Genomic DNA, 21,883 nt, shown 5'->3' on the forward strand with positions numbered 1-21,883 from the left:
AATAAACGGGGTGGATTATGCATACAAAAAGAATTATTCCTTGTCTTGATGTCAAGGAAGGAAGAGTTGTTAAGGGGATTAATTTTGAAGGTCTTGTTGATGTTGGGGATCCCGTTTTACTTGCAGAATATTATAATAAGCAAGGTGCTGATGAATTAGTTTTCTTAGATATAACTGCAACTCATGAAAAAAGAGGGATAATGGAAGCAGTTGTTCAAAGTGTAGCTGAAAAGATATTTATTCCTTTTACTGTAGGTGGAGGCTTACAAACTTTAGAAGATATAAAATCCGTACTTAGAGCAGGTGCAGATAAAGTGAGTTTAAATTCAGCTGCTGTTAGAGATAAAAATCTTATAAAAGAAGGGGCTTTTTACTTTGGAAATCAATGTATAGTATTGGCAGCAGATGCAAAGAGAAGAGCTGATAATACAGGTTGGAATGTAGTGATTAATGGTGGGAGAATTGATACTGGAATGGATTTATTAAAGTGGGTTGAAGAAGCAACATCACTTGGTGCTGGGGAAATTCTTTTAACATCTATGGATGCAGATGGAACTAAAAAAGGCTTTGATTTAGAATTAACTAAAGCTGTTAGTGATGCAACTAATGTACCTGTAATTGCATCAGGAGGATGTGGATGTTTAGAAGATTTTTATGATGTATTTAAAAATAATATAGCAGAGGCAGCTCTTGCAGCTTCACTTTTCCACTATGGAGAGTTAACTGTTGCTGAAGTGAAAAAATATTTAAATCATAGAAATATTCCAGTACGTATTTAACTATAAGGAATATGTTTAAAATTATGAGAAAAATTCATAATTGAAATTATAAATAACATAGTTACGTATATTGCAGTTAACAATGAATGTTGAAAGTTCCAAGGAGAAAGCGCTAGAACCAAAATATAAAATTTTGACTCTAACTTTATCTTTGGGATTTTTTGGAAATTAATTACTAAAAATGTAAAGTTGATTACAGTATGTGTAAAATTAGGTCTTAGATAGTGTAAAGTAAATCATGAGAAAATAGAAGCAAAAGCTTATTATATTAATTAAGCAAAATGTTTAATTTTTAATTAATTACTTGGAAGGGGATATATATGGAAATTTTCGAAAGAGTAGAACAAGTTGATTTTGAAAAAAGTAATGGATTAGTTCCAGCTATAGTTCAAGATTACGAAACTAAAGAGGTATTAATGCTTGCATATATGTCAAAGGAAAGCTTGAAAAATACACTAGAAGGAGATACTACTTGGTTTTATAGTAGAAGCAGAAAAGAACTTTGGAATAAAGGAGCAACTTCTGGACATTTTCAATATGTGAAAGATATCAAAATAGATTGTGATAATGATACAATTTTATTACTTGTAAAACAAGCAGGAGCAGCATGTCATACAGGTAATAAAACTTGTTTTTATAGAGACTTATAAATCAGTTAACAGTGTACAATTAATAGTTGAGGAAGAAAAGCCAGTAGCTTTTAATCTTAATTGTTAATTGTGCATATTCAATTGAAATATGTGGCACAGCCACTTTGTACTTAAATCAAGGATAACTAATAAAAAATATAAATATATAAGTTCTAATTAAGAAAGTTCATAATTTAGTTGGTTGTCTTATCCAATCACTCTAATATAGAAATTAAATACTAATGAACAAAATTTTTTAGAACATATATAGATGAATTTATGGATTTAAAAATATAACAGTTAACTCTTAACTGAATAAATTTGGAGGGATAGAAATGGGAGAAACTATAAGTGCTTTATATGATGTGATTTTAAAAAGAAAAACTGAAGGTGAAGAGGGTTCTTATACTAAGTATCTTTTTGAAAAAGGAACAGATAAAATACTAAAAAAAGTTGGAGAAGAATGTACTGAAGTTATAATAAGCTGTAAGGAAAATAATAAAGAAGAACAAATTAATGAAATTTGTGATTTAACATATCATGTACTTGTTTTAATGGCTCAATTAGGAATTTCAGTTGAAGAAATTTCAGCAGAACTTGAAAATAGAAAAAATAAAATTAATAATTTTAAAGGTGAAAGAAAACCTGTCTCAAACGTTTAAAGGAGAAGAGAATTAAAAAAATAAGTATTGTAATGTTTAAGTGTAGTGTTATAAAGTTGCTTTTTATAAATATCCAGATTTTGTATCGATTTGAACTTATGAAAATTAATGATAAAATATAATTAAATAGAACATATATTGAATTTCACTCTACACATAGTAATTCAAATTATTTTATATTACTACACTTAAAATTTTAGTAATTATTCAAGGAATATAATTATATAGAAGTTATAATAAATAATCTTTTATGAATAATATAATATTGAAGGAGTGATATTTTAAGAAATAACAATATTGTAAAACTTCTTAATAAGGATATAAAATTCAATGCCATATTATATAAGTATAAAAAGTAGCCTTAAAGAAGGGATTAGAAGTTTACAAAGACAAAGATAAATGGTTTTGTAGCTGTCGCTCATAATAAGAGTGATAGCTTTTTTGTATTTTTAAATAAATATTAGATGAATGTATTAAAAAGTATAAATTAACATAGGATATAACTTAGAGAAGGAGGTAAATCGTGATGAAAAATAAAACAATAAAATTAATTTTAAGTTCATTAGTTATATTGATTATGGCAAGTTTTATAATAGGATGTGGAAATGAGAGAAAAGAAAATTATGAATCCATAACTATCGGTGGTTCGTCAGCATTATTACCCCTTATGGAAAAAACAATTGAAAAGTTTAATGAAAAAAAAACCTTATGCAGAAATTAGTGCTCAAGCAGGAGGATCTGGAACAGGTCTTGCTCAAGTATTAAATGGAGCAGTAGATATTGGGAATTCAGATGTACAAGCAGAAGAGAAATTAGACAAAGAACTTGTAAAGAATCTAGTTGACCATAAGGTTATAGCACAAGGTTTCGGTATTGTAGTAAATAAATCTCTTGGAATAGATAATTTAACTTCAAATCAAATTAGAGATATATTTTCTGGAAAGATTACTAATTGGAAAGATGTTGGAGGTTCAGATAAAGACATATTGCTTATTCATAGAACAGCTGGTTCAGGGACAAGAGCAACCTTTGAAAAAACAATACTTGATGGAAATAAATCTCTTGAAAATGATTCTATAGGAATAACTCAAGATTCAAATGGTGCCGTATTAAGTGTAATTAAGACAAATGATGGGGCAATAAGTTATCTATCTCTTGTATACATGAATACAGAAGAAGCAAAAAAAACTATTGGATGTATTAAAAATTGATGGAGTTGCTTCTAAAAAAGAAAATATTATAGATGGGTCATATAAGCTTTGGTCGTGGGGACATATGTATACTAAAGGAGAAGCAACAGGATTAGCAAACGAATTTATTGAATTTGTAACAAGTTCAGATAATAGTTCCAACATAGAAAGTTTAGGATTTATTCCAGGAGCCGAAATGAAAGTGAAGTAATATGGTATCTTAGAATTTTGAGTTAAAAAATATAATTAAATCCCTTTAAAAATATTAGCAAAGGTATGTAAAATGAGGCAGTAAATTTAACAGATGAACTGCTCCCTGTCTCTATAACAGGGAGCAGTTCACAAAAGTAGTTACTGTCTTTTTAGTTTTTTATTAATTAAATATTTGATTGTTGTATAGAAATAATCAAAATTTTATATTAACTGTTTTAATAATATATATCTAAATTCCATGGTAAAATGGTATAATATAAAACTATATAAGCAAAATATAGAGAAATATCAAAAAATAAAAGGAATGGTGGATTTTCAATGGGAAAATTAAGAGTAATAGGAATAGGACCTGGAAGTATTGAAAATATGAGTTTAAGGGCTTTAAAAGCAATTGAAGATAGTGATATTATTGTAGGATATAATAAGTACATAGACATGATAAAGGTGTTAACTTTAGATAAAGAATTATACTCGACTGGAATGAAAGGTGAAGAAGCTAGATGTAAAGAAGCTTTAAGTTTATGTAAAGATAAAAATGTAGCATTAATTAGTACAGGAGATGCTGGAATTTATGGAATGGCAGGATTAATTCTTGAACTAAGAACTAATGAAGAGGTTGAAATAATTCCAGGTATAACTGCAAGCAGTGCAGCAGGTTCTGTAGTTGGTGCGCCACTTATGCATGATAACTGCAATATTAGTTTGAGTGATCTTATGACACCTTATGAAGATATAAAGAAGAGAGTAAAGCTGGCAGCAGAAGGTGATTTTGTAATATCATTATATAATCCTAAAAGTAAGGGGAGACCATATTATTTAAGAGAATGTATAAATATAATAAAGGAATTCAGAGAAGATTCTACACCAGTGGCAGTGGTAAGACATGCACTTAGGGAAGGGCAAAACTATAAATTATTTACTATTCAAAATTTTGATCCTGAAGTAGTAGATATGATGTCAATTGTAATAGTAGGAAATTCAAAAAGTTATTATAAAGAAGAACAATTTATAACTCCTAGAGGTTATGAAAATAAAAGTTAATTGAAAGAAAAAGATTAATAGACAACTAATGATTGGAGAAAATATGATTGGATTTATTTTGGGAACTTCAGAGGGAAGAAAAATATTAGCGTTAATAAATGAATATACAAATGATATTGCAGTTACAACAGCTACAACCTATGGTGGAGATTTGCTTAAGGAGTTTAATATTAAAGTTTTAAATACAAAACCTTTAAATAAAGAAAATATGTTAAATTGGATAAAAGTTAATAGAATTGATGTTTTAGTCGATGCCTCTCATCCTTATGCCCAAGAAGTCACAAAAACTGCTTTGGAATGTGCAAATAATCTTGAAATTCAATATGTAAGATATGAAAGAGAAGGTTCATTAGAAAATGTTCATGGAGAGAATATAATACGAGTAAAAAATTATGATGAAGCTATTAATGTTATAAAAGAAATAGAAGGAAATGTTTTAAATACTACAGGGGGAAATAATGTTTCTAAATTTTTAGATTTAAATTTTAAATATAGAATTATACATAGAATTTTACCATCCCCTAAAGTATTAACTAAAACTGTAGATGCTGGAATAAGAATAAAAGATATTATTGCTATGCAAGGACCAATAACCTATGAACTTGAAAAAGCATTTATACATCAATATAATGTTAAAGCAATTTTGACTAAGGATAGTGGAATTGAAGGTGGAGTATTAGAAAAATATAAAGCTTCTAAAGAAGCTAATATTAAATTAATTGTAATTGATAAACCTCAATTTATAGGAGATTTAATATTTAATAATGAAGTGGAACTAGTTAAATATTTATTAAGTAAAAATTATTTTAATAAATATGAATAAGTTATATGGTATATTAAAAAAACTATTAAAATATGAAAACAGTTAAATATTTGTAGGAAAAATCAGTGATGAAGAATTAGGTACAATTTTTATAGTGCTAATATATATAGCTGAACATAATGTTGTATCATATATAATTACCAATATAAAAAGAAGCAATGAATTAAATAATGCATTTCAACAAATAATAATTATTGATTAAAATATATTAATGTATTATAATTTAATCAATAAATTTATTATTAAAAGGAGCTGAATTTAATGAGCGTTAAAGAAAAGGTATTAGAAGTTATGAAAGAAGCAGCAAAACCAGTAAGTGCAGGTGAAGTAGAAAAATTATCAGGATTAGACCGTAAAGAAATAGACAATGCATTTAAAGAATTAAAAAAAGAAAATGCTATTATATCACCAGTTCGTTGTAAATGGGAACCGGCAAAATAAGATTGCAGTACAATATAACAATTTTGCATATATTTAGGTTAGAGTATATATTTAATTATAATATATTTACAGAATGAACTTTACAAAAAGTTTAATATAATTTTAATGAAAACATAAAAAGGAAAGGAGTACCTAAAAAGGTATTCCTTATTTTCGATTTGAAAGTTATAAAATACATAAAAATAGTAAAATTAATATTACCATTTATATATGGAAGGAATAAATGAAAATAGAGAGATTAAGTTTTAAGAATTATTAGTTAATTTTTGATGCTGATGGTACATTCAAGACATGATATTAAAGATTCTCAAATTTAAAGAATTACAAATTCTCCACTTAAATAAATAAGTCTTTTGGGCTGCATAAATCTATTTGAATATGGTTTATGAAATCTAATATTAAAAAAATAGATAGAAAGTAGTAGGGATGATGTGGAAAATTTGGTTTATTTTGATGATAAGGAAAAAGTGGTATAAATAATATTTGTTTAAATATATATAGAAATATTCCATTAGAATTTGATTATCAAAGTAATGTGGGTGATTGTTGATAAAATAGATGATGTTATTATCGGTAAAAGCATACCTTATAACTACGAAAAATCTAAATTAAAATAAATTGAAGGATATCTAAAGAGGTACTATATAAACATGAAAAAAAAGAAAAAAAGCTTCAGAAAATTTATTAGGGCTATTATAAGTATTATGACCTTAAGTTTTATCGTATTTATTGCGTTTGAAGTCTTTAATGTATATACAACTAAAGACAAGAATATTAATTTATCACAACTAGATACAAAAGTATACATACAAGCAGCAGATAAGGCTAGTAATGGAAAGCTTCAAATTAATTGGCAGTACATGGCGGCTATTGATGGTGTTAGATATAGAAATGATTTTTCTAAAACTACAGATGAAAGTGTAAATGCATTAGCTAATATGTTTTTAGAGAAAAATAGTACAAGTACTAAAATAAAGAACAATGATTATAAGATTGTAGATTTAGAAGAGGTACTAAATAAATTCTCTTTTGATAAAGATCAAAGGGAAAAAGTATATCATTACATAGAAAACTTAAAATATACAGGAATTCAAAAGAATAATTTAAATGATAATTTAAAGCAGGAATTTATTAAGGGATTATATCCTCAGGCTTCTCAAATATATGATAAGTATGGGGTGCTTCCTTCTGTAACTATTTCACAAGCTATATTAGAAAGTGGATGGGGAAAATCAGAGCTAAGTACAAAAGCAAACAACTTGTTTGGAATAAAAGCAGATAGTAGCTGGAAGGGTAAAAAAATTAAAATGAACACATCGGAATATTATAACAAAAAAATTGTAGATAATTTTCGTGTATATAGCAGTAATGAAGAGTCGATAAAAGACTATGGAGAATTTCTTAAAAATAATAAAAGATATAAAGAAAGTGGTGTTTTTAAAGCTACACAATACATAGAACAAGCGAAGGCTATAGAAAAATCAGGATATAGTACTGTAGAAAATGATAAGGGTGAAGAAATTTATGCAAAGTTATTGACTGAAATTATTCAAGAGCAAAACCTCCAAATTTTAGATTTTGAATGTGAGATGAATTATTTTAAACAAAGTAAATAAATTTTATACATATTTTTAATTCTATAGTTAAAAAATAGTTTATAATAAATAACAACAAAACAGAGTAATATTAAATAAATAAAAATCTACAAAAATAAACTTAGAAAGCTATATATTTAAAATTAAATAGTTAACTGAATTAAATTGGGGGATACAAAATAATGAAGGATAATTTAAAGCAACTAAATGAAATTATAAATGGAATAAAAGATGTAGATAAGCAAACAATAATAGCAGCAGATAGAAGAATTACTTCACTTGCCAAACCTTTGAAAAGTTTAGGTAAATTAGAAGAAATGTCAATAAAACTTTCAGGGATTACAGGAAAGATAAAGAATAATATCACAAAAAAAATGGTGATAATCATGTGTTCTGATAATGGAGTTGTAGAGGAAGGTGTTGCATCAGCACCACAATCTGTAACTTTAGCTCAAGCTATTAATTTTACAAAAGGATTAACAGGTGTTGCAGTTCTTGCAAAAGCAAATAATACAGAACTTATGGTTATTGATGTTGGAATCAACTGTGATTTTAGCCATCCAGATATAATTAATAGAAAGATAAGAAAAGCTACGTATAATATTGCTAAAGGACCTGCTATGAGTTATGAAGAAGCGGTGCAAGCAATGTTAGTTGGCATTGAAGCTGTAAAAAATGCAAAAAATATGGGTTATGAAATTCTTGGCGTTGGAGAAATGGGCATAGGAAATACTTCAACAAGCAGTGCGATTTTATCAGCTTTAACAGATGTTAATGTAGAAGATGTAGTAGGTCGAGGAGGTGGGATCACCCATGAAACTTTTAAATGGAAAAAAGAAGTTGTAAGAAACGCCATAAAAATAAATCAACCAGATAAAAATGACCCTATAGATGTAATTTCTAAAGTAGGAGGCTTTGATATAGCAGCTATGGCAGGTGTATTTCTAGGTGCAGCTTATTATAAGATTCCAGTTGTGATTGATGGATTTATATCAGCAGTTTCAGCACTTATTGCTTTTAGATTAAATTCAAAAACTAGAGATTATATGTTTACATCTCATGATTCTAGGGAGTTAGGCTTTAAAGTTGCAATGGAAGAACTTAGATTAAGTCCAATTTTAAATTTAGATATGGCACTGGGAGAAGGTAGTGGATGTCCATTAGCGTTTTCTATAATAGACTCAGCTTGTGCAGTAATTAATAACATGGCAACTTTTGAGGAAGCAGAAATTAATGACAGTTATTTAGATGAACTTAAAGAAATGGACAAATTATAGGGATTAGTAAGTCTAGTTATTCAATAAGAATAGCATGAGATTAACAAGATATGCTATAATAGTAAGTAGGTATGTTTATATGTATTAGGTCATAGGAATAGAAAAATACCACTAATAGTCAAAACTTACATTCATTAATTAGGATTAAATTATGCTTTATTAGTTAGAAAGCGCTAATTCATAAAACATATTAATAAATTTTAAGGAGTGTATCGCATGAAACATAAAAATAACCATATTTTAACTACCATTAGTAGGATTTTTTTTATGATGTTTGGTTCCATTTTAGCAGCAATAGGACTTGAAATATTTTTATTGCCTAATAATGTAATTGACGGTGGAATGACAGGTATATCAATTATTGCAAGTCACTTAACAAAGATTCAATTGGGGATATTTGTATTTCTATTCAATCTTCCTTTCGTCATTGTAGGTTATAGGCAAATTGGGAAAACATTTGCTTTTTCAACGATTTTTTCTGTAATATGTTTTGCAATCGGCGTAAGTGTACTTCATCCTGTTCCTGGTATAACGCAGGATATACTTTTAGCGACTATATTTGGTGGAATTATATTGGGAGCTGGAGTTGGGGTGATTATACGAAATGGTGGTTCATTAGATGGAACTGAAATTATTGCTATAATATTGGAAAAAAGAACTCCATTTTCTGTTGGAGAAATAGTGATGTTTTTTAATCTTTTCATATTGGGTAGTTCAGGTTTTATATTTGGATGGGATAGAGCAATGTATTCTCTAATAGCATATTTTATTGCATTTAAGACAATAGATATTACAGTTGAAGGACTTAATGAGTTAAAGGCAGTAATTATTGTATCTGATAAGAATGATGATATTTCAGAGGCAATAATGGCAAGACTTGGTAGAGGAATTACATTATTAGATGGAAAAGGTGCTTATAGTGGTAATAAGACAAATGTAATATATGTAGTCTTATCAAGACTTGAAATAACAAAATTAAAAGATATTGTAAATGGATTTGATACGGAAGCATTAATTACTATTACAAGTGTTGAAGGTACGGGGAAAAGGTATAAAAAGAAAGCTATACATTAATTTCACAATTAATATATAAAATAAAAATTAACTAAGATAATACCGTATTGAAAAATGAAGCTACGGTATTTTTGTTATATTGATTATTTAAAGTGAATTTTTATTTATAATTTAACAATATGGTTTATGAAAATGAAATTATTTTGGCAGAATGTAAAAAATATTATAAAAATAGAGAGGAGTACTTTTGTGGAACTTGGATTAATACATATTTATTGTGGAGATGGAAAGGGAAAGACTACAGCAGCTATGGGGCTTGGAATGAGGGCTGTAGGGCGAGAAAAGAGAGTTCTATTAACTCAATTTTTAAAGGATAATGAAACTGGAGAATTAAATTCTATTGAAAAACTTGGAGAAAAATTCGAAATCTTTAAAGGAATCCCAGTGAAGAAGTTTTTCAAGTTTATGAGTACTGAAGAACAAGAAGAAACTAGAAGAGAACATGAAGAGAGATTTAGAAAAATTACTAAAAAAGCTATAAGTGATGATGTTGATTTACTTATATTAGATGAAATAATAGCATCAACCAATTTACAATTAGTATCTCTAGATGAAGTTGTGGAATTCCTTAAAAATAAACCTGTTGGATTAGAAGTTGTTTTAACTGGAAGAAATCCTGATGATAAATTAATTGAACTTGCAGATTATGTTTCTGAAATTAAAGCTGTAAAGCATCCTTATGAAAAGGGCATAAATTCAAGAATAGGAATAGAAAAGTGATGAATTTTCATAGGCTTATGATAAAAATTTATTGAATTAGTTGAGCATTAGAATTGGAGCAAAATATGAATTATTTAATAATAGGAGGCTCTAAAAGTGGCAAATCTGAAGTAGGTGAAAAAATTGCATTGACTTTAAATAAAAATAAAGTTATATATATTGCCACTATGAAGCCTTTTGATACAGAGGATAAAGAACGAATAAAGAAACACATAGAAAACAGAAAAAGATTTAATTTTGTAACTTTAGAGGTGGAAAGAAATCTTCATGAGATAATCAGAAGTATTAGTGGAAATGATACAATATTAATAGATAGTATTACATCACTTTTGACAAATGAAATGTTTATAAGCAATGAGATTATAAAAAATCCGTCAGTAAATATATTAAATGGATTAAAACAAATTATGTTAAAGGCTAAAAACATTCTAATTGTAAGTGATTATATATTTAATGATGCTATATATTATGACGGAATAACTAAGAATTTTCAAAAACAATTAGCTATTATAAATAGGGAATTAGCAGAGATTTGTGATAACGTAATTGAATGTAGTTTTGGTAACATGAAATATCATAAATGCAGAGAGGAAACTTTTATATGAAGAAATTATTAAAAAGTTTTATAATGGCATTAAGCATGTTTACTATAATTCCAACACCGTATATTGAATGGGATGATGAGGTTGCCAAAAATATGATGAAATTTTATCCTATTATTGGTGCTATAGTTGGGATTATATGGGGGATAATGTATTATTTAATTAATATCCTAAATGTTTCAATGGTTTTAAAAAGTACAATAATTATGGTTGTGCCATTTATAGTTACAGGAATGTTACATTTAGATGGTTTTATGGATGTTTGTGATGCAATTTTATCAAGAAGAGATAGAGAAGAAAAACTTAGGATATTAAAAGATTCAACAATAGGTGCTTTTGCTGTAATATCTTTATTAATTTTATTCTTTTTACAATTTAGCAGTATATATTCTATTATAGAAAAAAATATTCCATTTTACATATTAATTTTAATTCCGATATTAAGCAGAAGTAGTGTAGCATACTTTCTTCTAAGCAGAACAACAATAAAACAAAGTATACTAGGAACTTATTTTAAAAAGGGAACCAATATTAACGATATAATGATTATGATAATTTCATTAATAGGAATGTCCATAATTTCCTTCATTTTATTGAATTATCACGGGTTTGTATTAGTTTTATCAGTAGTTTTAGGAATTACATGGGCAGTAGAAAAATGTAAAAAAGAATTTGGTGGAATATCAGGAGATGTAGCTGGTTTTGCTTTAGTTGTAGGTGAAGTAATAGGGATACTAGTTTTGGGTATAATATTATAGTTTTGAGGTGAAAATTAATGATCTTAATATTTGGGGGAGCTTATAATGGAAAATTAGAATTTGTAAAAGAAAAATATAATATAACTAATGAAGAAATATTTTTCTGTACAAATGAAGATTTGAATTTTAAGAAGAAAGTATTATGTGGACTACATATTTTTACAAAAGCTTGTGTTTTAAACAATATTAATTCATTAGAGAATTTAGAAAATAATATAGATATTTTAAAAGATAAAATAATAGTTTGTGATGAAATAAATTCAGGAATTGTCCCAATGGATAAGTTAGATAGAGCTTGGAGAGAAGAAACCGGTCGTGCATTGCAACTTTTGTCAAAAAATTCTTCGTCAGTATATAGAATATTTTTTGGAATGCAGGAACAACTAAAGTAGTAATATTTAATTGTCTTGAAATTTAAATATTTATTGTCGCAGAGAATCCGAAAAGATATCAATTCTCAATTGAATAATAAAATGTGTTGTAAATACTTTAATCAAAATTTCAAAAACTAAATGTACACAAGTAAAGATTATTTTAGAAAGAGAGGTGCATTTAGTGATATATTTATTTTATAAATTTGTCACTAGTAATAATTTATGAATGAAATTAAATTATATTTAATAAGACATGGTAAGACTTATTGTAATGAAAAAAAATTATATTGTGGAAAAAGTGATGTTGATCTAACTGAAAATGGCATAAAAGAATTAAAGGAAAGTCTTAAAAGGATTAAATATCCAAAGTGTGATTTTTATTTTACAAGTGGAGCTAAAAGAGCAAATCAAACTTTGGAAATTATTTGCCCAGAAAATAAATATATTGGATTAGAAAAGTTTTTTGAATATGATTTTGGCGATTTTGAATTAAAATCATATGAAGAGTTAAAATTGCTAAAAGAATATATAGAATGGATTGATGATAAAGAAGAAAGGGTAAAATGTCCAAATGGAGAATGTAAAGCAGAGTTTAGGAAAAGAATTATAGAAGGTTTTAAAGAACTTATAGAATATTTAACAAAAGAAAATATAAAAACGGCTTTAGGAGTAACTCATGGTGGAACTATAGGTATGATATTAGAAATGTTATATGATAATAAAAAGAAATTTTATGAGTGGCAGCCTAAAAATGGTGAAGGATATGAATTAACTATAAAAATAAAAGAAAATGGAAAATTTAAAATAGATAAAGTAATTTAAAGAATACGACAGATTCTAATAACTTGTTATTATTAGAATATCCTAAAAAGGAGTAATACATGATTGAATTAACAATAGGATTTATTTTAGATATAATAATTGGAGACCCTAATAATCCTTTTCATCCTGTTAGAGGAATTGGATATATTGCAAATAAGCTTGAAAATATATTTAGAGACATTATAAAAAAGAATTTAAAACTGGCAGGATTTATAGTTTGGATATTTACAGTTGGATTAACTTTTATAATTACCTTTGGAATTGTTAAGGCAGCTAAAATTTTTAATATTTATTTTGGTATTATTTTAGAAGGAATTTTAATATATTTTTGTATATCATCAAAAGGATTAGTTGTGGAGGGATATAAGGTAATTAAATTTTTAGTAAATGATGATTTAGATGGTGCTAGAAAGCAGTTATCATTTATTGTAGGGCGTGATACCGGAAGTTTAAATGAAGAAGGAATAGTGAAAGCAGTAGTTGAAACTATAGCTGAAAATATGGCAGATGGAGTTGTAGCACCTTTATTTTATGCAGGAATTTTTGGTGCACCATTAGCTTTCGCATATAAAGCGGTTAATACATTAGATTCAATGTTCGGCTATAAGAATGATAAATACATGAATTTTGGATATTTTCCAGCTAAATTAGATGATGTTTTTAATTATATTCCAGCTAGAATAACAGGGATATTAATTGTACTAGCTTCCTGTGTATTAGGATATGATTATAAAAATAGTTTTAAGATTTATAAAAGAGATAGATATAATCACACGAGTCCTAATAGTGCACATCCAGAAGCAGCAATGTCTGGAGCTCTTGGGGTACAGCTTGGTGGAGCTAACTACTATTTTGGAAAGCTTATAGAAAAGCCTACAATAGGTGATAAGATTAAAGAAATTGAAACAAATGATGTTAATAAAACAGTAAAAGTTCTTTATTTATCTTCATTTATGGGCTTCTTACTTGCATTAAGTTTTAGTCAATTAATAAGAGTTTTATTTTAGAAAGCCGTAAGTGACAATTAAAATGTAGGTATAACTTTAATTGGTAATAGTAAAGTTAAGTTTTCACATAAATAAATGTTGCAATGGATAAGGAGGAAAGATATGGCGAGTTTTAGTCATGGTGGAAATGCAAAAGAAATAAGTAGAAGAAATAAAATAGAGTATGGTAAAATAATTGATTTTTCTGCTAATATAAATCCTTTAGGAATGCCAAACAGTGTAAAGAAGACAATTATGCAAAATTTACATGAAGCAGAAAAATATCCAGATATAACTTATTTTGAACTTAAATCTGCAATAAGTGAATTTGAAAATGTAAATATAAAGAATTTAATATTAGGAAATGGAGCGGCAGAAGTATTATTTAATGTAGTTAGAGGGATTAATCCTAGAAATTCATTCATATTAGCACCAACTTTTTCAGAATATGAGGAAGCAACAAAAGCTATAAATGGAAATATAATTTATTATAAATTAAAAGAAGAAAGTAAATTTTATATACAAGAAGATATTTTAGATTATATAAATACTGATTTAGATTTAATTTTTATTTGTAATCCTAATAATCCAACAGGAGTTATAACCGAAAAAGGCTTATTAATTAAGATTCTGGATAAAGCAAAGAAAAATAAAGTTATAGTGTTAATAGATGAATCCTTTTTAGATTTTATAAAAGAAGATTTATCAATGATTTCGTACATAAATGAATATAGAAATTTAATTATAATAAAATCGTTAACTAAATTTTTTGCAATTCCAGGTATAAGGATAGGATATGGAATATGTGCTAATATAAAATTAATAGAGAAGGTTGAAGGTATATCACCAGCTTGGAATATAAATATTTTTGCAGAAGTAGCTACAAAAGCTGGACTTAAGGATGAAAATTATATGAAAGAATCTGTAGAGTTCATAAATAATGAGAAAAAGTATTTATATATGGAATTAAAAAAAATAAATAAAATAGAAGTATATGAACCAAGTGTAAATTTTATTTTGTTTAAAACTTTAATAGAATTAGATTTAAAAGAAGAGCTGTTAAAACATAATATATTAATAAGAAATTGTAGCAATTATAATGGATTAGACAATAGATATTATAGAGTAGCAGTAAGGACTCATGAAGAAAATTCGATTTTAATAAAGAGTATAATGAATATATTTGAAGAATATGAAAATAAAGAGTAATATAAAAATATATAGTTTAAGTCTTATAATTAATATTGTATGTAGCAAAATTTAAAATTGAATACTAATTAAGAGAATCATGGTTCAAAGAATATTAAAAGATGAAGGAAGTTGAAAAATGAGTAGAGGAAAAGTTGTGGTTTCATTTAGTGGGGGCAAAGATAGTATGCTATCTTTGCAAAGAATGATTAAAAAGGAATATGATGTAATTGGATTATTAGTTACTTTTGATAATCAAAACGACTCATGTTTTCATAGAATACCAAAGGAAATTTTAAAAGAAGTTTCAAAAAGTTTAGAAATTCCAATGATTGAGGTTGATTGCAGTGATGGAAAGGTCTATGAAGAGGAATTTGAAAAAGCATTAATTATAGCTAAAGAAAAAGGTGCTGAAATTTGTGTTTTTGGGGATATAGATATAGAAAATCATAAAAAATGGTGTATTGATAGATGTAATGCAGCAAGTCTTAAAGGAGAATTTCCTTTATGGCAGGAAAATAGAGAAGAGTTGACAAATGAATTTATAGATTATGGATTTAAAGCTATAATTAAAAAGGTAAATTTAAATTCATTAGGAGCAGAATTTTTAGGTAAAGAATTAATTAAAGAAGTTGTTTCTGAAATAAAAAGTTTAGGGTGTGATCCAAGCGGTGAAAATGGAGAATACCACACTTTAGTTTTTGATGGTCCTATATTTAAAAATGAAGTTAAATTTAATAAATTTAGCAGAGAGATAATTGGGAATTTTGGATATTTAACAATTGATAATTCAAATGTATAATTCTCAATTATAGTTTGTAAACTTAGTTTTAGAATATATATAACAAAAATTGTTAGAAACTGTTAATTGGATAATACATAATATTTAATTTAACTTTAATACTTGAGCATTCAAATTAAAGTTGATAGGGGGATAATAAATGAATAAGAAGAGTATAATGTTTTTGGGGACAGCATCTTCTGTTGGAAAAAGTACTCTAGTAACAGCTTTATGCAGATATTTGAAAAAACGAGGATTAAATGTAGCTCCTTTTAAAGCTTTAAATATTTCGCTAAATTCTTATGTTACAAAAGATGGCTTAGAGATGGGGCGAGCACAAGTTGTTCAAGCAGAATCTTGTGGAATAGAACCAGAAGCATTAATGAATCCTGTGTTATTAAAACCTAGTGGAGATTATACACAAGTAATAGTAAATGGAAAAATTTATTGTAATATTGAGCCTTATAAATATAAAGAATTAAACAAGGAATTAAAAATAAAAGTAAAGAAAGCTTACGATAAGTTAAGTAAAAAGTATGAAATTATTGTTTTAGAGGGGTCAGGAAGTTGTGCTGAAATTAATTTAAGAGACAGTGATATTTCAAATATGTCTATGGCAGAAGCTTCAAATTCACCTGTTATTTTAGTTTCAGATATTGATAGAGGCGGGGTTTTTGCGTCTATTGTTGGAACAATTTCTTTATTATCAGAAGAAGAAAGAAAGAGAGTTAAAGGTGTAATTGTAAACAAGTTTAGAGGGAATGTAGATTTTTTTAAACCTGCGATAAAGCAGTTAGAGGATATTATAAAGATCCCTGTTCTTGGAGTTATGCCTTATGAGAAATTTGACATTGAAGATGAAGATAGTGTAACTGAAAGGATTAAGAATAAAGAGGAAGAGGGAACTTTAGATATAGCTATCATTAGGCTTTCCCATATGTCAAATTTTACTGACTTTAACGTTTTAGAAAGGGTGAAAGGTGTTACTGTTAGATATGTTACAGAACCTAATGAATTAAACAATCCAAATTTAATTATAATTCCAGGTACAAAAAATACAATTGAAGATTTAAGATATATAAAAGAAAATAAGTTATTTGATAAAATAAAGGAATTGAAGGAAAGTGGAACCATAATATTTGGAATATGCGGTGGGTATCAAATGCTTGGAACTTTAGTTTTAGACAAATTAGGGGTAGAGGGGAATATTTCTCAAGAAGATGGTTTTGGTTTTCTTGATATAAAAACAAGATTTAATGAAAGAAAGATTACAAAGCAGACAAATGGTAAAATCTTATGTGATCTTAAATCAGTAAAATCTATAGAAGGAAATACTATAAGTGGTTATGAAATTCATAACGGTATAAGTAAGGTTGGAAAGAACGCGATTCCATTTATAAAAGACTGTGATGAAAATGTTGTAGGAGTATGTGATAAGGAAAAAGTGGTGGTAGGAACTTATCTTCATGGTATATTTGATTCAGAAGAGTTTGTAAGTTTATTTATAAAAGCGCTTAAGGAAAATAATAATATAATGATATTTGAGGATGATGTTATTGAAAAAGTAAATGAATATAAAAATAATGAATATGATAAGTTGGCTAAGCTTTTTGAAGAAAATATAGATGTAAATAAACTTATGGAGATAATAAAAATTTAAATTAGGGGTGGGGCTGAGTGTTAACAGCTACAGAAGAACGATTATTAAAGTATATAGAGGATTGTGCGAGAAAAAATGTAGAGGGAAAAAGTTTTTATAAGATGACAGATATATTAGAACACGCATTTTGGATATCAGAAGAAAAAGCATATGAAGTTTTAAAGAATATAATTTCTAGAAAACATATAGGAAATTCTAAAAATGAAGTTATAAATGAATATATTGACATGTTAAAAAAAGGATATGGATCAATTCAAGAACAAGTCGATGTATTTGGAGGAGATAAATTTTCAAGCATAGTATATACTGCTGAAAAGAGATTGAAGAAATATGAAGGTGGAACATTTTTGGATGTTCTTAGAGAAGTTTATAAAATTTCAGATGAAGATATGCCTAAAATAATAAAAAAATATTTGGGATTTTTAAATTCTGCATCATTTATATTTAGATTAGAGAAAGATACATTTCATAAATTTTTACAATCAGATTTGGAAGAATTAGACAAACAATTTGATAGATTTGTAAAGTTATAGAGATAATGTAGGGAGTACATTAATAGGGATTTGTTTTTCTTTATAAAGTATTTATTATATCTAAAGAAAATTAATTTTATTCAAAGCACATAAAAAATAAAAGCTGATATATTATGATTTGTGTGTATACAAAGGAGAGAGTTTATTATGGCATTAAATAATCAAGAATTATTAGAATATATTGAAAAGCGTGCAAAATATAATGTCAAGGATAAAAAGTTTTTTAGAAATACAGATATATTAAAAGAGGCGTTTTTAATATCAGAAGAAAGAGCATATGAAATATTGAAAGATATTATGATTAGAAAAAATATTAAAAATACCAAGGAAGCTATTATAGATGAATATTTATATATGTTGGGAAATGGATATGCTTCCTTAAAGGAACAATTCGAATTATTTGGCGGGCATAAATTGCCAGCGATAAAAAAAGAAGCAGAGCTAAGATTTAAAAACTTTAATAAAGGATCAATTATAGATGTTTTTAAAGAAGTTTACCATATAGACGATGAAGATATTCCTGATATGCTTGTAAAATATATGAATTCGATGCAAGCAACAGAATTTATATTTAAGGCAAATATAGATACTTTTAATAAATTTTTGGAAGATAATTTTGAAGAATTAGATAAACAAGCTAAGAGATATGATCTTTAGAAATGAAAAAATCCCAAATCCTCATTGGATGTTTTGGGATTTTTGTTTAAGAGTTATTATTAACATCTAAACTGTATTTAAAAGTTGAAATTCCTTCATAAGCATTGTCATAATCAAAAATATTTATAAAGGATTTTACTTCGTTTAAAGTTGATATTTGAGATTCTGATAAGTCATAATGTAATAAATGATTTAAGGATTCATTTATGGCATCTAAATCAAAATTATCAATTGCTTCAGCAGTAGATTTTGCTAAAGTATATAAATCTTCAGCAGTAAAAATTTTATTTTTTCCTTAATAACTAAAGCTTCTTTTGGAAGCACTATTTTTATATTATTCAGTAATTCGTCATAGGAACTAAGTAGTGAATCAACATTTTCTAATATAAAAATTAAATCATTATTAGTACCAGCTATTTCATGACGCTTAGATAATTGAGCTAACTTTGTGTCACCAATCAATGTGGCAACAGTTTTCAAAGCATGAAGTTTTATTGTATAATTTATAATATCTCTTTTATTTACCAACTCTTTTATTAAGCAAATTTTTTCTTGCCATCATGATAAGCAACTGAAAGCAATGAAAGATAATTATCTAAACTGCCACAACAATTTTGAATTGTCTTTTTTGTATCTACGTTTTTTATTTTCATTTCACTAAATTCTTTTATATCATAACTGATAGAGTTTGATTCAATAATATATTTTCTTGGCAAATATGTACGAAGATAGTTATTTAATTTTGAAATATCAATTGGTTTTTCTAAAAAATCATTGAAGCCATTTTTTATATAAATTGAGTAGACATTTGGAGTTATGCTTGCCGATAAAGCAATTATAACCACATTTTTGAAATATTCACCATTCATTTTTCTGATTTTTTGAGTAGTTTCTATTCCGTCCATATAAGGCATCATATGATCCATAAATATAATGTCATATCTGTGGGAATTAAGTAAAGTTAGACATTCCTTACCACTTTTAGCTGTATTGACATCCATGCCATAAGTTTTCATTAAATCTTCTTCAATCTTTAGTGTTACATTGCTATCATCAACTATTAATATTTTAGCCTTTTCGGCAATAAAAGGTTTAATATTATCTTCACTCATTATTCAATAATCTCCACATTTTGATTATATAATTCAGATATAACATTAAATTTATCACTTATAGATTTAAAAACATCTACAATATAAGGCTCAAAGTGAGTTCCGGAGCTACTTAAAATTATTTCTACAGCCTTTGAGTGTAAATAAGGTTTTTTATAATGACATTCAGAGGTTAAAGCATCATACACATCTGCTATAGCCATAATTCTTGCACAAAGGGGAATATTGTATTCAGAAAGTCCTAATGGATATCCTGTACCATCCCATTTTTCATGATGGCATAGAGCCATGTCCTTTGCTACATATAAAAAGCTTTCATCAGCTGTGGCATCTATTACTTTTTGAAGTGCTATACCGCCTAATGTTGTATGTTGCTCCATATAATCACGTTCATTTTCATCAAAACTACCACGTTTTAAAAGGATGCCATCAGATATTCCAATCTTACCTATGTCATGAAGAGGTGCAGAACGTATAATATTATGAATATATTCCTCGGTTAATATATCAGAATATACCCCAGCTTCGGCCATTGCATAGACTAAAATTTCAAGATATTTAGCCGTTCTTTTAATATGTCCACCAGTTTCACCGTCTCTACATTCAACTAACTCAGCAAGACCTACAACCATACTATCTTGCAAATTTTCTATAGTTTCTGTTTTTTCACGTACAAGAAATTCTAGTTTTTTTCTATAGCTTGCAAGTTCTAAATGAATATTTATTCTACTTAACATTAATTCAGGAACAAACGGTTTTCTAATAAAATCCAACGCTCCAAGTTTTAGGCATTTTAATTCGCTTTCAACGTCATTTAAAGTAGTTAAGAATATTATAGGGATATTTTTAAATCTATCTAGAGATTTAATTGTTTTAAAAATTTCATATCCATTTATATTTGGCATCTTAATATCAAGTCTGGCGTATTTTTAGATAAAAATTTCATGGTCTGCATAGCAGAAGTTAGTAAAGTAACTTTATAATGTGGTTTTAATGCTTGTTCTGCAAATTTTAAATTGGTTACATTATCATCTACAATTAAAATATGTTCCATTAATATTTATCCCCCTTATTAAAATGATATAAAACTTATTTTATATGCAAATAAAATAGTATTAAATAGTAAAATTTATTAAAGAAATCATTATAAGGATAATTTTTTTCTCTTGATTAAATTTTTAATAATATGATAACAATATTTTAACAGAAATATGGAATTAAGTAAAAGATAATGTAAATTAAAACAATAAAATCAATAATTTCTTTTTAATTCAATAAAGAAATTATTGATTTCATTTTTAGACTCTAAGTTAAGATTAAAAAGTTTAACATAGTAACTTATTTTAAAATCCTAAGTATTGCTAATATTATGAGTAGAACCCCTGAAAGCCAAGATAATTCAAGATGAAGTTTTTGAGCAAATTTTCTTCCGACAAATACGCCAATAGATACAGAAAGGATTCCTATGATAAAACATAATATTAAAACTTCTAAATAATTAATATTACAAAGACTAGAACCAAAACCAACTGCAAGACTATCTAAAGATAGTGCTATAGCTAAATAAAAAGATTCTTTAATGTTTAAACATTTAGAGTTATCAAAGTCAGCTTTTATTTCATTTGCATAAACTTGTAAAACAAATTGAAAATCAAAAATTTTAAAGGTTAATGGTTTATCTGATTTAGAACATTTAGAAATAGATGATTTGAAAATATATTCAAATAATCTATATATTCCTATTATCATTAAAAGCAAAAATCCTAAAATTATAGGAAGGTTGCCAGGAAGAAAACTTTTAAAAATAGATCCCATAAATAAGGAACAAGCAAGAGTAATGGTACAGATTAAATTTATTATTATTGTGGATAATGGAGGAATACGGATTTTAGATGTACCATAAGCAATGCTTGCGACAAAGGAATCTATACATATAGAAGATACTAATAATAAAGATTCAAGCATA

At 26.8% G+C, this 21,883-nt stretch carries 25 protein-coding genes and 1 pseudogene; 21 read left to right on the forward strand and 5 right to left on the reverse strand.

Annotated elements, in window-relative coordinates:
• Window positions 1–17 precede the first annotated feature (17 nt).
• The 21 genes and pseudogenes from hisF (at window position 18) to CLPUN_RS18860 (ending at window position 18,805) form a co-directional block, all read left to right on the forward strand.
• Window positions 18–779 (forward strand): imidazole glycerol phosphate synthase subunit HisF, encoded by a 762-nt coding sequence (gene hisF / locus CLPUN_RS18760; protein WP_077848768.1) that lies wholly within the window; start codon window positions 18–20, stop codon window positions 777–779.
• Between the two features lie 320 nt (window positions 780–1,099).
• Window positions 1,100–1,429 (forward strand): phosphoribosyl-AMP cyclohydrolase, encoded by a 330-nt coding sequence (hisI, locus tag CLPUN_RS18765; RefSeq protein WP_077848769.1) that lies wholly within the window; start codon window positions 1,100–1,102, stop codon window positions 1,427–1,429.
• A gap of 314 nt (window positions 1,430–1,743) precedes the next feature.
• Entirely contained in the window at window positions 1,744–2,070 is a 327-nt protein-coding gene (gene hisE / locus CLPUN_RS18770) for a phosphoribosyl-ATP diphosphatase (RefSeq protein WP_077848770.1), read from the forward strand.
• 526 nt (window positions 2,071–2,596) lie between these two features.
• Window positions 2,597–3,471 (forward strand): annotated as a pseudogene (locus CLPUN_RS18775) (phosphate ABC transporter substrate-binding protein).
• Window positions 3,472–3,791: 320 nt separating this feature from the next.
• Window positions 3,792–4,514 carry a precorrin-3B C(17)-methyltransferase gene (gene cobJ / locus CLPUN_RS18780; protein WP_077848771.1) on the forward strand — a complete coding sequence of 241 codons (723 nt, stop codon included), beginning with the start codon at window positions 3,792–3,794 and terminating at the stop codon, window positions 4,512–4,514.
• Window positions 4,515–4,557: 43 nt separating this feature from the next.
• The gene (locus CLPUN_RS18785; RefSeq protein ID WP_077848772.1) at window positions 4,558–5,337 is read left to right on the forward strand and encodes a cobalt-precorrin-6A reductase; all 780 of its coding nucleotides are present in this window, start codon (window positions 4,558–4,560) and stop codon (window positions 5,335–5,337) included.
• A gap of 261 nt (window positions 5,338–5,598) precedes the next feature.
• A complete protein-coding gene (locus CLPUN_RS18790) occupies window positions 5,599–5,778 on the forward strand; it encodes a transcriptional regulator (protein WP_077848773.1) in 180 nt (59 codons plus the stop codon).
• 650 nt (window positions 5,779–6,428) lie between these two features.
• A complete protein-coding gene (locus CLPUN_RS18795) occupies window positions 6,429–7,394 on the forward strand; it encodes a glucosaminidase domain-containing protein (RefSeq protein ID WP_077848774.1) in 966 nt (321 codons plus the stop codon).
• Window positions 7,395–7,555: 161 nt separating this feature from the next.
• The gene (gene cobT / locus CLPUN_RS18800; RefSeq protein ID WP_077848775.1) at window positions 7,556–8,650 is read left to right on the forward strand and encodes a nicotinate-nucleotide--dimethylbenzimidazole phosphoribosyltransferase; all 1,095 of its coding nucleotides are present in this window, start codon (window positions 7,556–7,558) and stop codon (window positions 8,648–8,650) included.
• A 216-nt stretch (window positions 8,651–8,866) separates the two neighbouring features.
• The gene (locus CLPUN_RS18805; RefSeq protein ID WP_077848776.1) at window positions 8,867–9,724 is read left to right on the forward strand and encodes a YitT family protein; all 858 of its coding nucleotides are present in this window, start codon (window positions 8,867–8,869) and stop codon (window positions 9,722–9,724) included.
• A gap of 189 nt (window positions 9,725–9,913) precedes the next feature.
• Window positions 9,914–10,444: a cob(I)yrinic acid a,c-diamide adenosyltransferase gene (locus CLPUN_RS18810; RefSeq protein WP_077848777.1), complete on the forward strand. Its 531-nt coding sequence runs from the start codon at window positions 9,914–9,916 to the stop codon at window positions 10,442–10,444.
• Window positions 10,445–10,509: 65 nt separating this feature from the next.
• Window positions 10,510–11,049, forward strand: a complete 540-nt coding sequence (locus CLPUN_RS18815; RefSeq protein WP_077848778.1) for a bifunctional adenosylcobinamide kinase/adenosylcobinamide-phosphate guanylyltransferase — start codon at window positions 10,510–10,512, stop codon at window positions 11,047–11,049.
• The gene (locus CLPUN_RS18820) at window positions 11,046–11,804 is read left to right on the forward strand and encodes an adenosylcobinamide-GDP ribazoletransferase (RefSeq protein WP_077848779.1); all 759 of its coding nucleotides are present in this window, start codon (window positions 11,046–11,048) and stop codon (window positions 11,802–11,804) included. The genes CLPUN_RS18815 and CLPUN_RS18820 overlap by 4 nt, the downstream gene beginning before the upstream one ends.
• 17 nt (window positions 11,805–11,821) lie before the next feature.
• On the forward strand, window positions 11,822–12,196 hold the full coding sequence (locus CLPUN_RS18825) for a bifunctional adenosylcobinamide kinase/adenosylcobinamide-phosphate guanylyltransferase (RefSeq protein WP_077848780.1): 375 nt from the start codon (window positions 11,822–11,824) through the stop codon (window positions 12,194–12,196).
• A 204-nt stretch (window positions 12,197–12,400) separates the two neighbouring features.
• The gene (locus CLPUN_RS18830; protein WP_077848781.1) at window positions 12,401–13,000 is read left to right on the forward strand and encodes a histidine phosphatase family protein; all 600 of its coding nucleotides are present in this window, start codon (window positions 12,401–12,403) and stop codon (window positions 12,998–13,000) included.
• Window positions 13,001–13,059: 59 nt separating this feature from the next.
• Entirely contained in the window at window positions 13,060–14,007 is a 948-nt protein-coding gene (gene cbiB / locus CLPUN_RS18835; RefSeq protein WP_077848782.1) for an adenosylcobinamide-phosphate synthase CbiB, read from the forward strand.
• Between the two features lie 102 nt (window positions 14,008–14,109).
• Window positions 14,110–15,195 (forward strand): threonine-phosphate decarboxylase CobD, encoded by a 1,086-nt coding sequence (gene cobD, locus CLPUN_RS18840; protein ID WP_077848783.1) that lies wholly within the window; start codon window positions 14,110–14,112, stop codon window positions 15,193–15,195.
• Window positions 15,196–15,313: 118 nt separating this feature from the next.
• A complete protein-coding gene (locus CLPUN_RS18845) occupies window positions 15,314–15,976 on the forward strand; it encodes a Dph6-related ATP pyrophosphatase (RefSeq protein WP_077848784.1) in 663 nt (220 codons plus the stop codon).
• A 139-nt stretch (window positions 15,977–16,115) separates the two neighbouring features.
• Complete coding sequence (locus CLPUN_RS18850) at window positions 16,116–17,615, forward strand: cobyric acid synthase (RefSeq protein WP_077848785.1); 1,500 nt, start codon at window positions 16,116–16,118, stop codon at window positions 17,613–17,615.
• Between the two features lie 17 nt (window positions 17,616–17,632).
• Window positions 17,633–18,148 (forward strand): hypothetical protein, encoded by a 516-nt coding sequence (locus CLPUN_RS18855; RefSeq protein ID WP_077848786.1) that lies wholly within the window; start codon window positions 17,633–17,635, stop codon window positions 18,146–18,148.
• Window positions 18,149–18,295: 147 nt separating this feature from the next.
• Window positions 18,296–18,805 carry a hypothetical protein gene (locus CLPUN_RS18860; protein WP_077848787.1) on the forward strand — a complete coding sequence of 170 codons (510 nt, stop codon included), beginning with the start codon at window positions 18,296–18,298 and terminating at the stop codon, window positions 18,803–18,805.
• A gap of 252 nt (window positions 18,806–19,057) precedes the next feature.
• Here the strand turns inward: CLPUN_RS18860 and CLPUN_RS28835 are convergent, their stop codons facing one another.
• The 5 genes from CLPUN_RS28835 to ytaF all read right to left on the reverse strand — a co-directional run bounded on the left by CLPUN_RS28835 (window position 19,058) and on the right by ytaF (window position 21,882).
• Window positions 19,058–19,333: a hypothetical protein gene (locus CLPUN_RS28835; RefSeq protein ID WP_242954187.1), complete on the reverse strand. Its 276-nt coding sequence runs from the start codon at window positions 19,331–19,333 to the stop codon at window positions 19,058–19,060.
• A gap of 8 nt (window positions 19,334–19,341) precedes the next feature.
• Window positions 19,342–19,917 carry a response regulator gene (locus tag CLPUN_RS28840; protein WP_242954188.1) on the reverse strand — a complete coding sequence of 192 codons (576 nt, stop codon included), beginning with the start codon at window positions 19,915–19,917 and terminating at the stop codon, window positions 19,342–19,344.
• Window positions 19,917–20,822, reverse strand: a complete 906-nt coding sequence (locus CLPUN_RS18870; RefSeq protein WP_242954189.1) for an HD domain-containing phosphohydrolase — start codon at window positions 20,820–20,822, stop codon at window positions 19,917–19,919. Before CLPUN_RS18870 ends, CLPUN_RS28840 begins: the two co-directional genes overlap by 1 nt.
• On the reverse strand, window positions 20,810–20,971 hold the full coding sequence (locus tag CLPUN_RS28845) for a PleD family two-component system response regulator (protein WP_242954190.1): 162 nt from the start codon (window positions 20,969–20,971) through the stop codon (window positions 20,810–20,812). The genes CLPUN_RS18870 and CLPUN_RS28845 overlap by 13 nt, the downstream gene beginning before the upstream one ends.
• 284 nt (window positions 20,972–21,255) lie before the next feature.
• Window positions 21,256–21,882 carry a sporulation membrane protein YtaF gene (ytaF, locus tag CLPUN_RS18875; RefSeq protein WP_077848788.1) on the reverse strand — a complete coding sequence of 209 codons (627 nt, stop codon included), beginning with the start codon at window positions 21,880–21,882 and terminating at the stop codon, window positions 21,256–21,258.
• Between the last annotated feature and the right edge of the window lies 1 nt (window position 21,883).

The sequence above is a fragment of the Clostridium puniceum genome (assembly GCF_002006345.1).
Lineage (GTDB): Bacteria > Bacillota > Clostridia > Clostridiales > Clostridiaceae > Clostridium > Clostridium puniceum.

Excerpts from the sequence above, each read along its gene's own strand:
- CLPUN_RS18815 (WP_077848778.1), top strand. The coding sequence starts at position 10,510 with ATGAATTATTTAATAATAGGAGGCTCTAAAAGTGGCAAATCTGAAGTA.
- hisF (WP_077848768.1), top strand. The coding sequence starts at position 18 with ATGCATACAAAAAGAATTATTCCTTGTCTTGATGTCAAGGAAGGAAGA.
- cobD (WP_077848783.1), top strand. The coding sequence starts at position 14,110 with ATGGCGAGTTTTAGTCATGGTGGAAATGCAAAAGAAATAAGTAGAAGA.
- CLPUN_RS28845 (WP_242954190.1), bottom strand. The coding sequence starts at position 20,971 with ATGGAACATATTTTAATTGTAGATGATAATGTAACCAATTTAAAATTT.
- CLPUN_RS18830 (WP_077848781.1), top strand. The coding sequence starts at position 12,401 with ATGAATGAAATTAAATTATATTTAATAAGACATGGTAAGACTTATTGT.
- CLPUN_RS18790 (WP_077848773.1), top strand. The coding sequence starts at position 5,599 with ATGAGCGTTAAAGAAAAGGTATTAGAAGTTATGAAAGAAGCAGCAAAA.
- CLPUN_RS18820 (WP_077848779.1), top strand. The coding sequence starts at position 11,046 with ATGAAGAAATTATTAAAAAGTTTTATAATGGCATTAAGCATGTTTACT.
- CLPUN_RS18805 (WP_077848776.1), top strand. The coding sequence starts at position 8,867 with ATGAAACATAAAAATAACCATATTTTAACTACCATTAGTAGGATTTTT.
- ytaF (WP_077848788.1), bottom strand. The coding sequence starts at position 21,882 with ATGCTTGAATCTTTATTATTAGTATCTTCTATATGTATAGATTCCTTT.
- hisI (WP_077848769.1), top strand. The coding sequence starts at position 1,100 with ATGGAAATTTTCGAAAGAGTAGAACAAGTTGATTTTGAAAAAAGTAAT.
- CLPUN_RS28840 (WP_242954188.1), bottom strand. The coding sequence starts at position 19,917 with ATGAGTGAAGATAATATTAAACCTTTTATTGCCGAAAAGGCTAAAATA.
- cobT (WP_077848775.1), top strand. The coding sequence starts at position 7,556 with ATGAAGGATAATTTAAAGCAACTAAATGAAATTATAAATGGAATAAAA.
- CLPUN_RS18870 (WP_242954189.1), bottom strand. The coding sequence starts at position 20,822 with ATGCCAAATATAAATGGATATGAAATTTTTAAAACAATTAAATCTCTA.
- cbiB (WP_077848782.1), top strand. The coding sequence starts at position 13,060 with ATGATTGAATTAACAATAGGATTTATTTTAGATATAATAATTGGAGAC.
- CLPUN_RS18860 (WP_077848787.1), top strand. The coding sequence starts at position 18,296 with ATGGCATTAAATAATCAAGAATTATTAGAATATATTGAAAAGCGTGCA.
- hisE (WP_077848770.1), top strand. The coding sequence starts at position 1,744 with ATGGGAGAAACTATAAGTGCTTTATATGATGTGATTTTAAAAAGAAAA.
- CLPUN_RS18795 (WP_077848774.1), top strand. The coding sequence starts at position 6,429 with ATGAAAAAAAAGAAAAAAAGCTTCAGAAAATTTATTAGGGCTATTATA.
- CLPUN_RS18825 (WP_077848780.1), top strand. The coding sequence starts at position 11,822 with ATGATCTTAATATTTGGGGGAGCTTATAATGGAAAATTAGAATTTGTA.
- cobJ (WP_077848771.1), top strand. The coding sequence starts at position 3,792 with ATGGGAAAATTAAGAGTAATAGGAATAGGACCTGGAAGTATTGAAAAT.
- CLPUN_RS18785 (WP_077848772.1), top strand. The coding sequence starts at position 4,558 with ATGATTGGATTTATTTTGGGAACTTCAGAGGGAAGAAAAATATTAGCG.
- CLPUN_RS18845 (WP_077848784.1), top strand. The coding sequence starts at position 15,314 with ATGAGTAGAGGAAAAGTTGTGGTTTCATTTAGTGGGGGCAAAGATAGT.
- CLPUN_RS18850 (WP_077848785.1), top strand. The coding sequence starts at position 16,116 with ATGAATAAGAAGAGTATAATGTTTTTGGGGACAGCATCTTCTGTTGGA.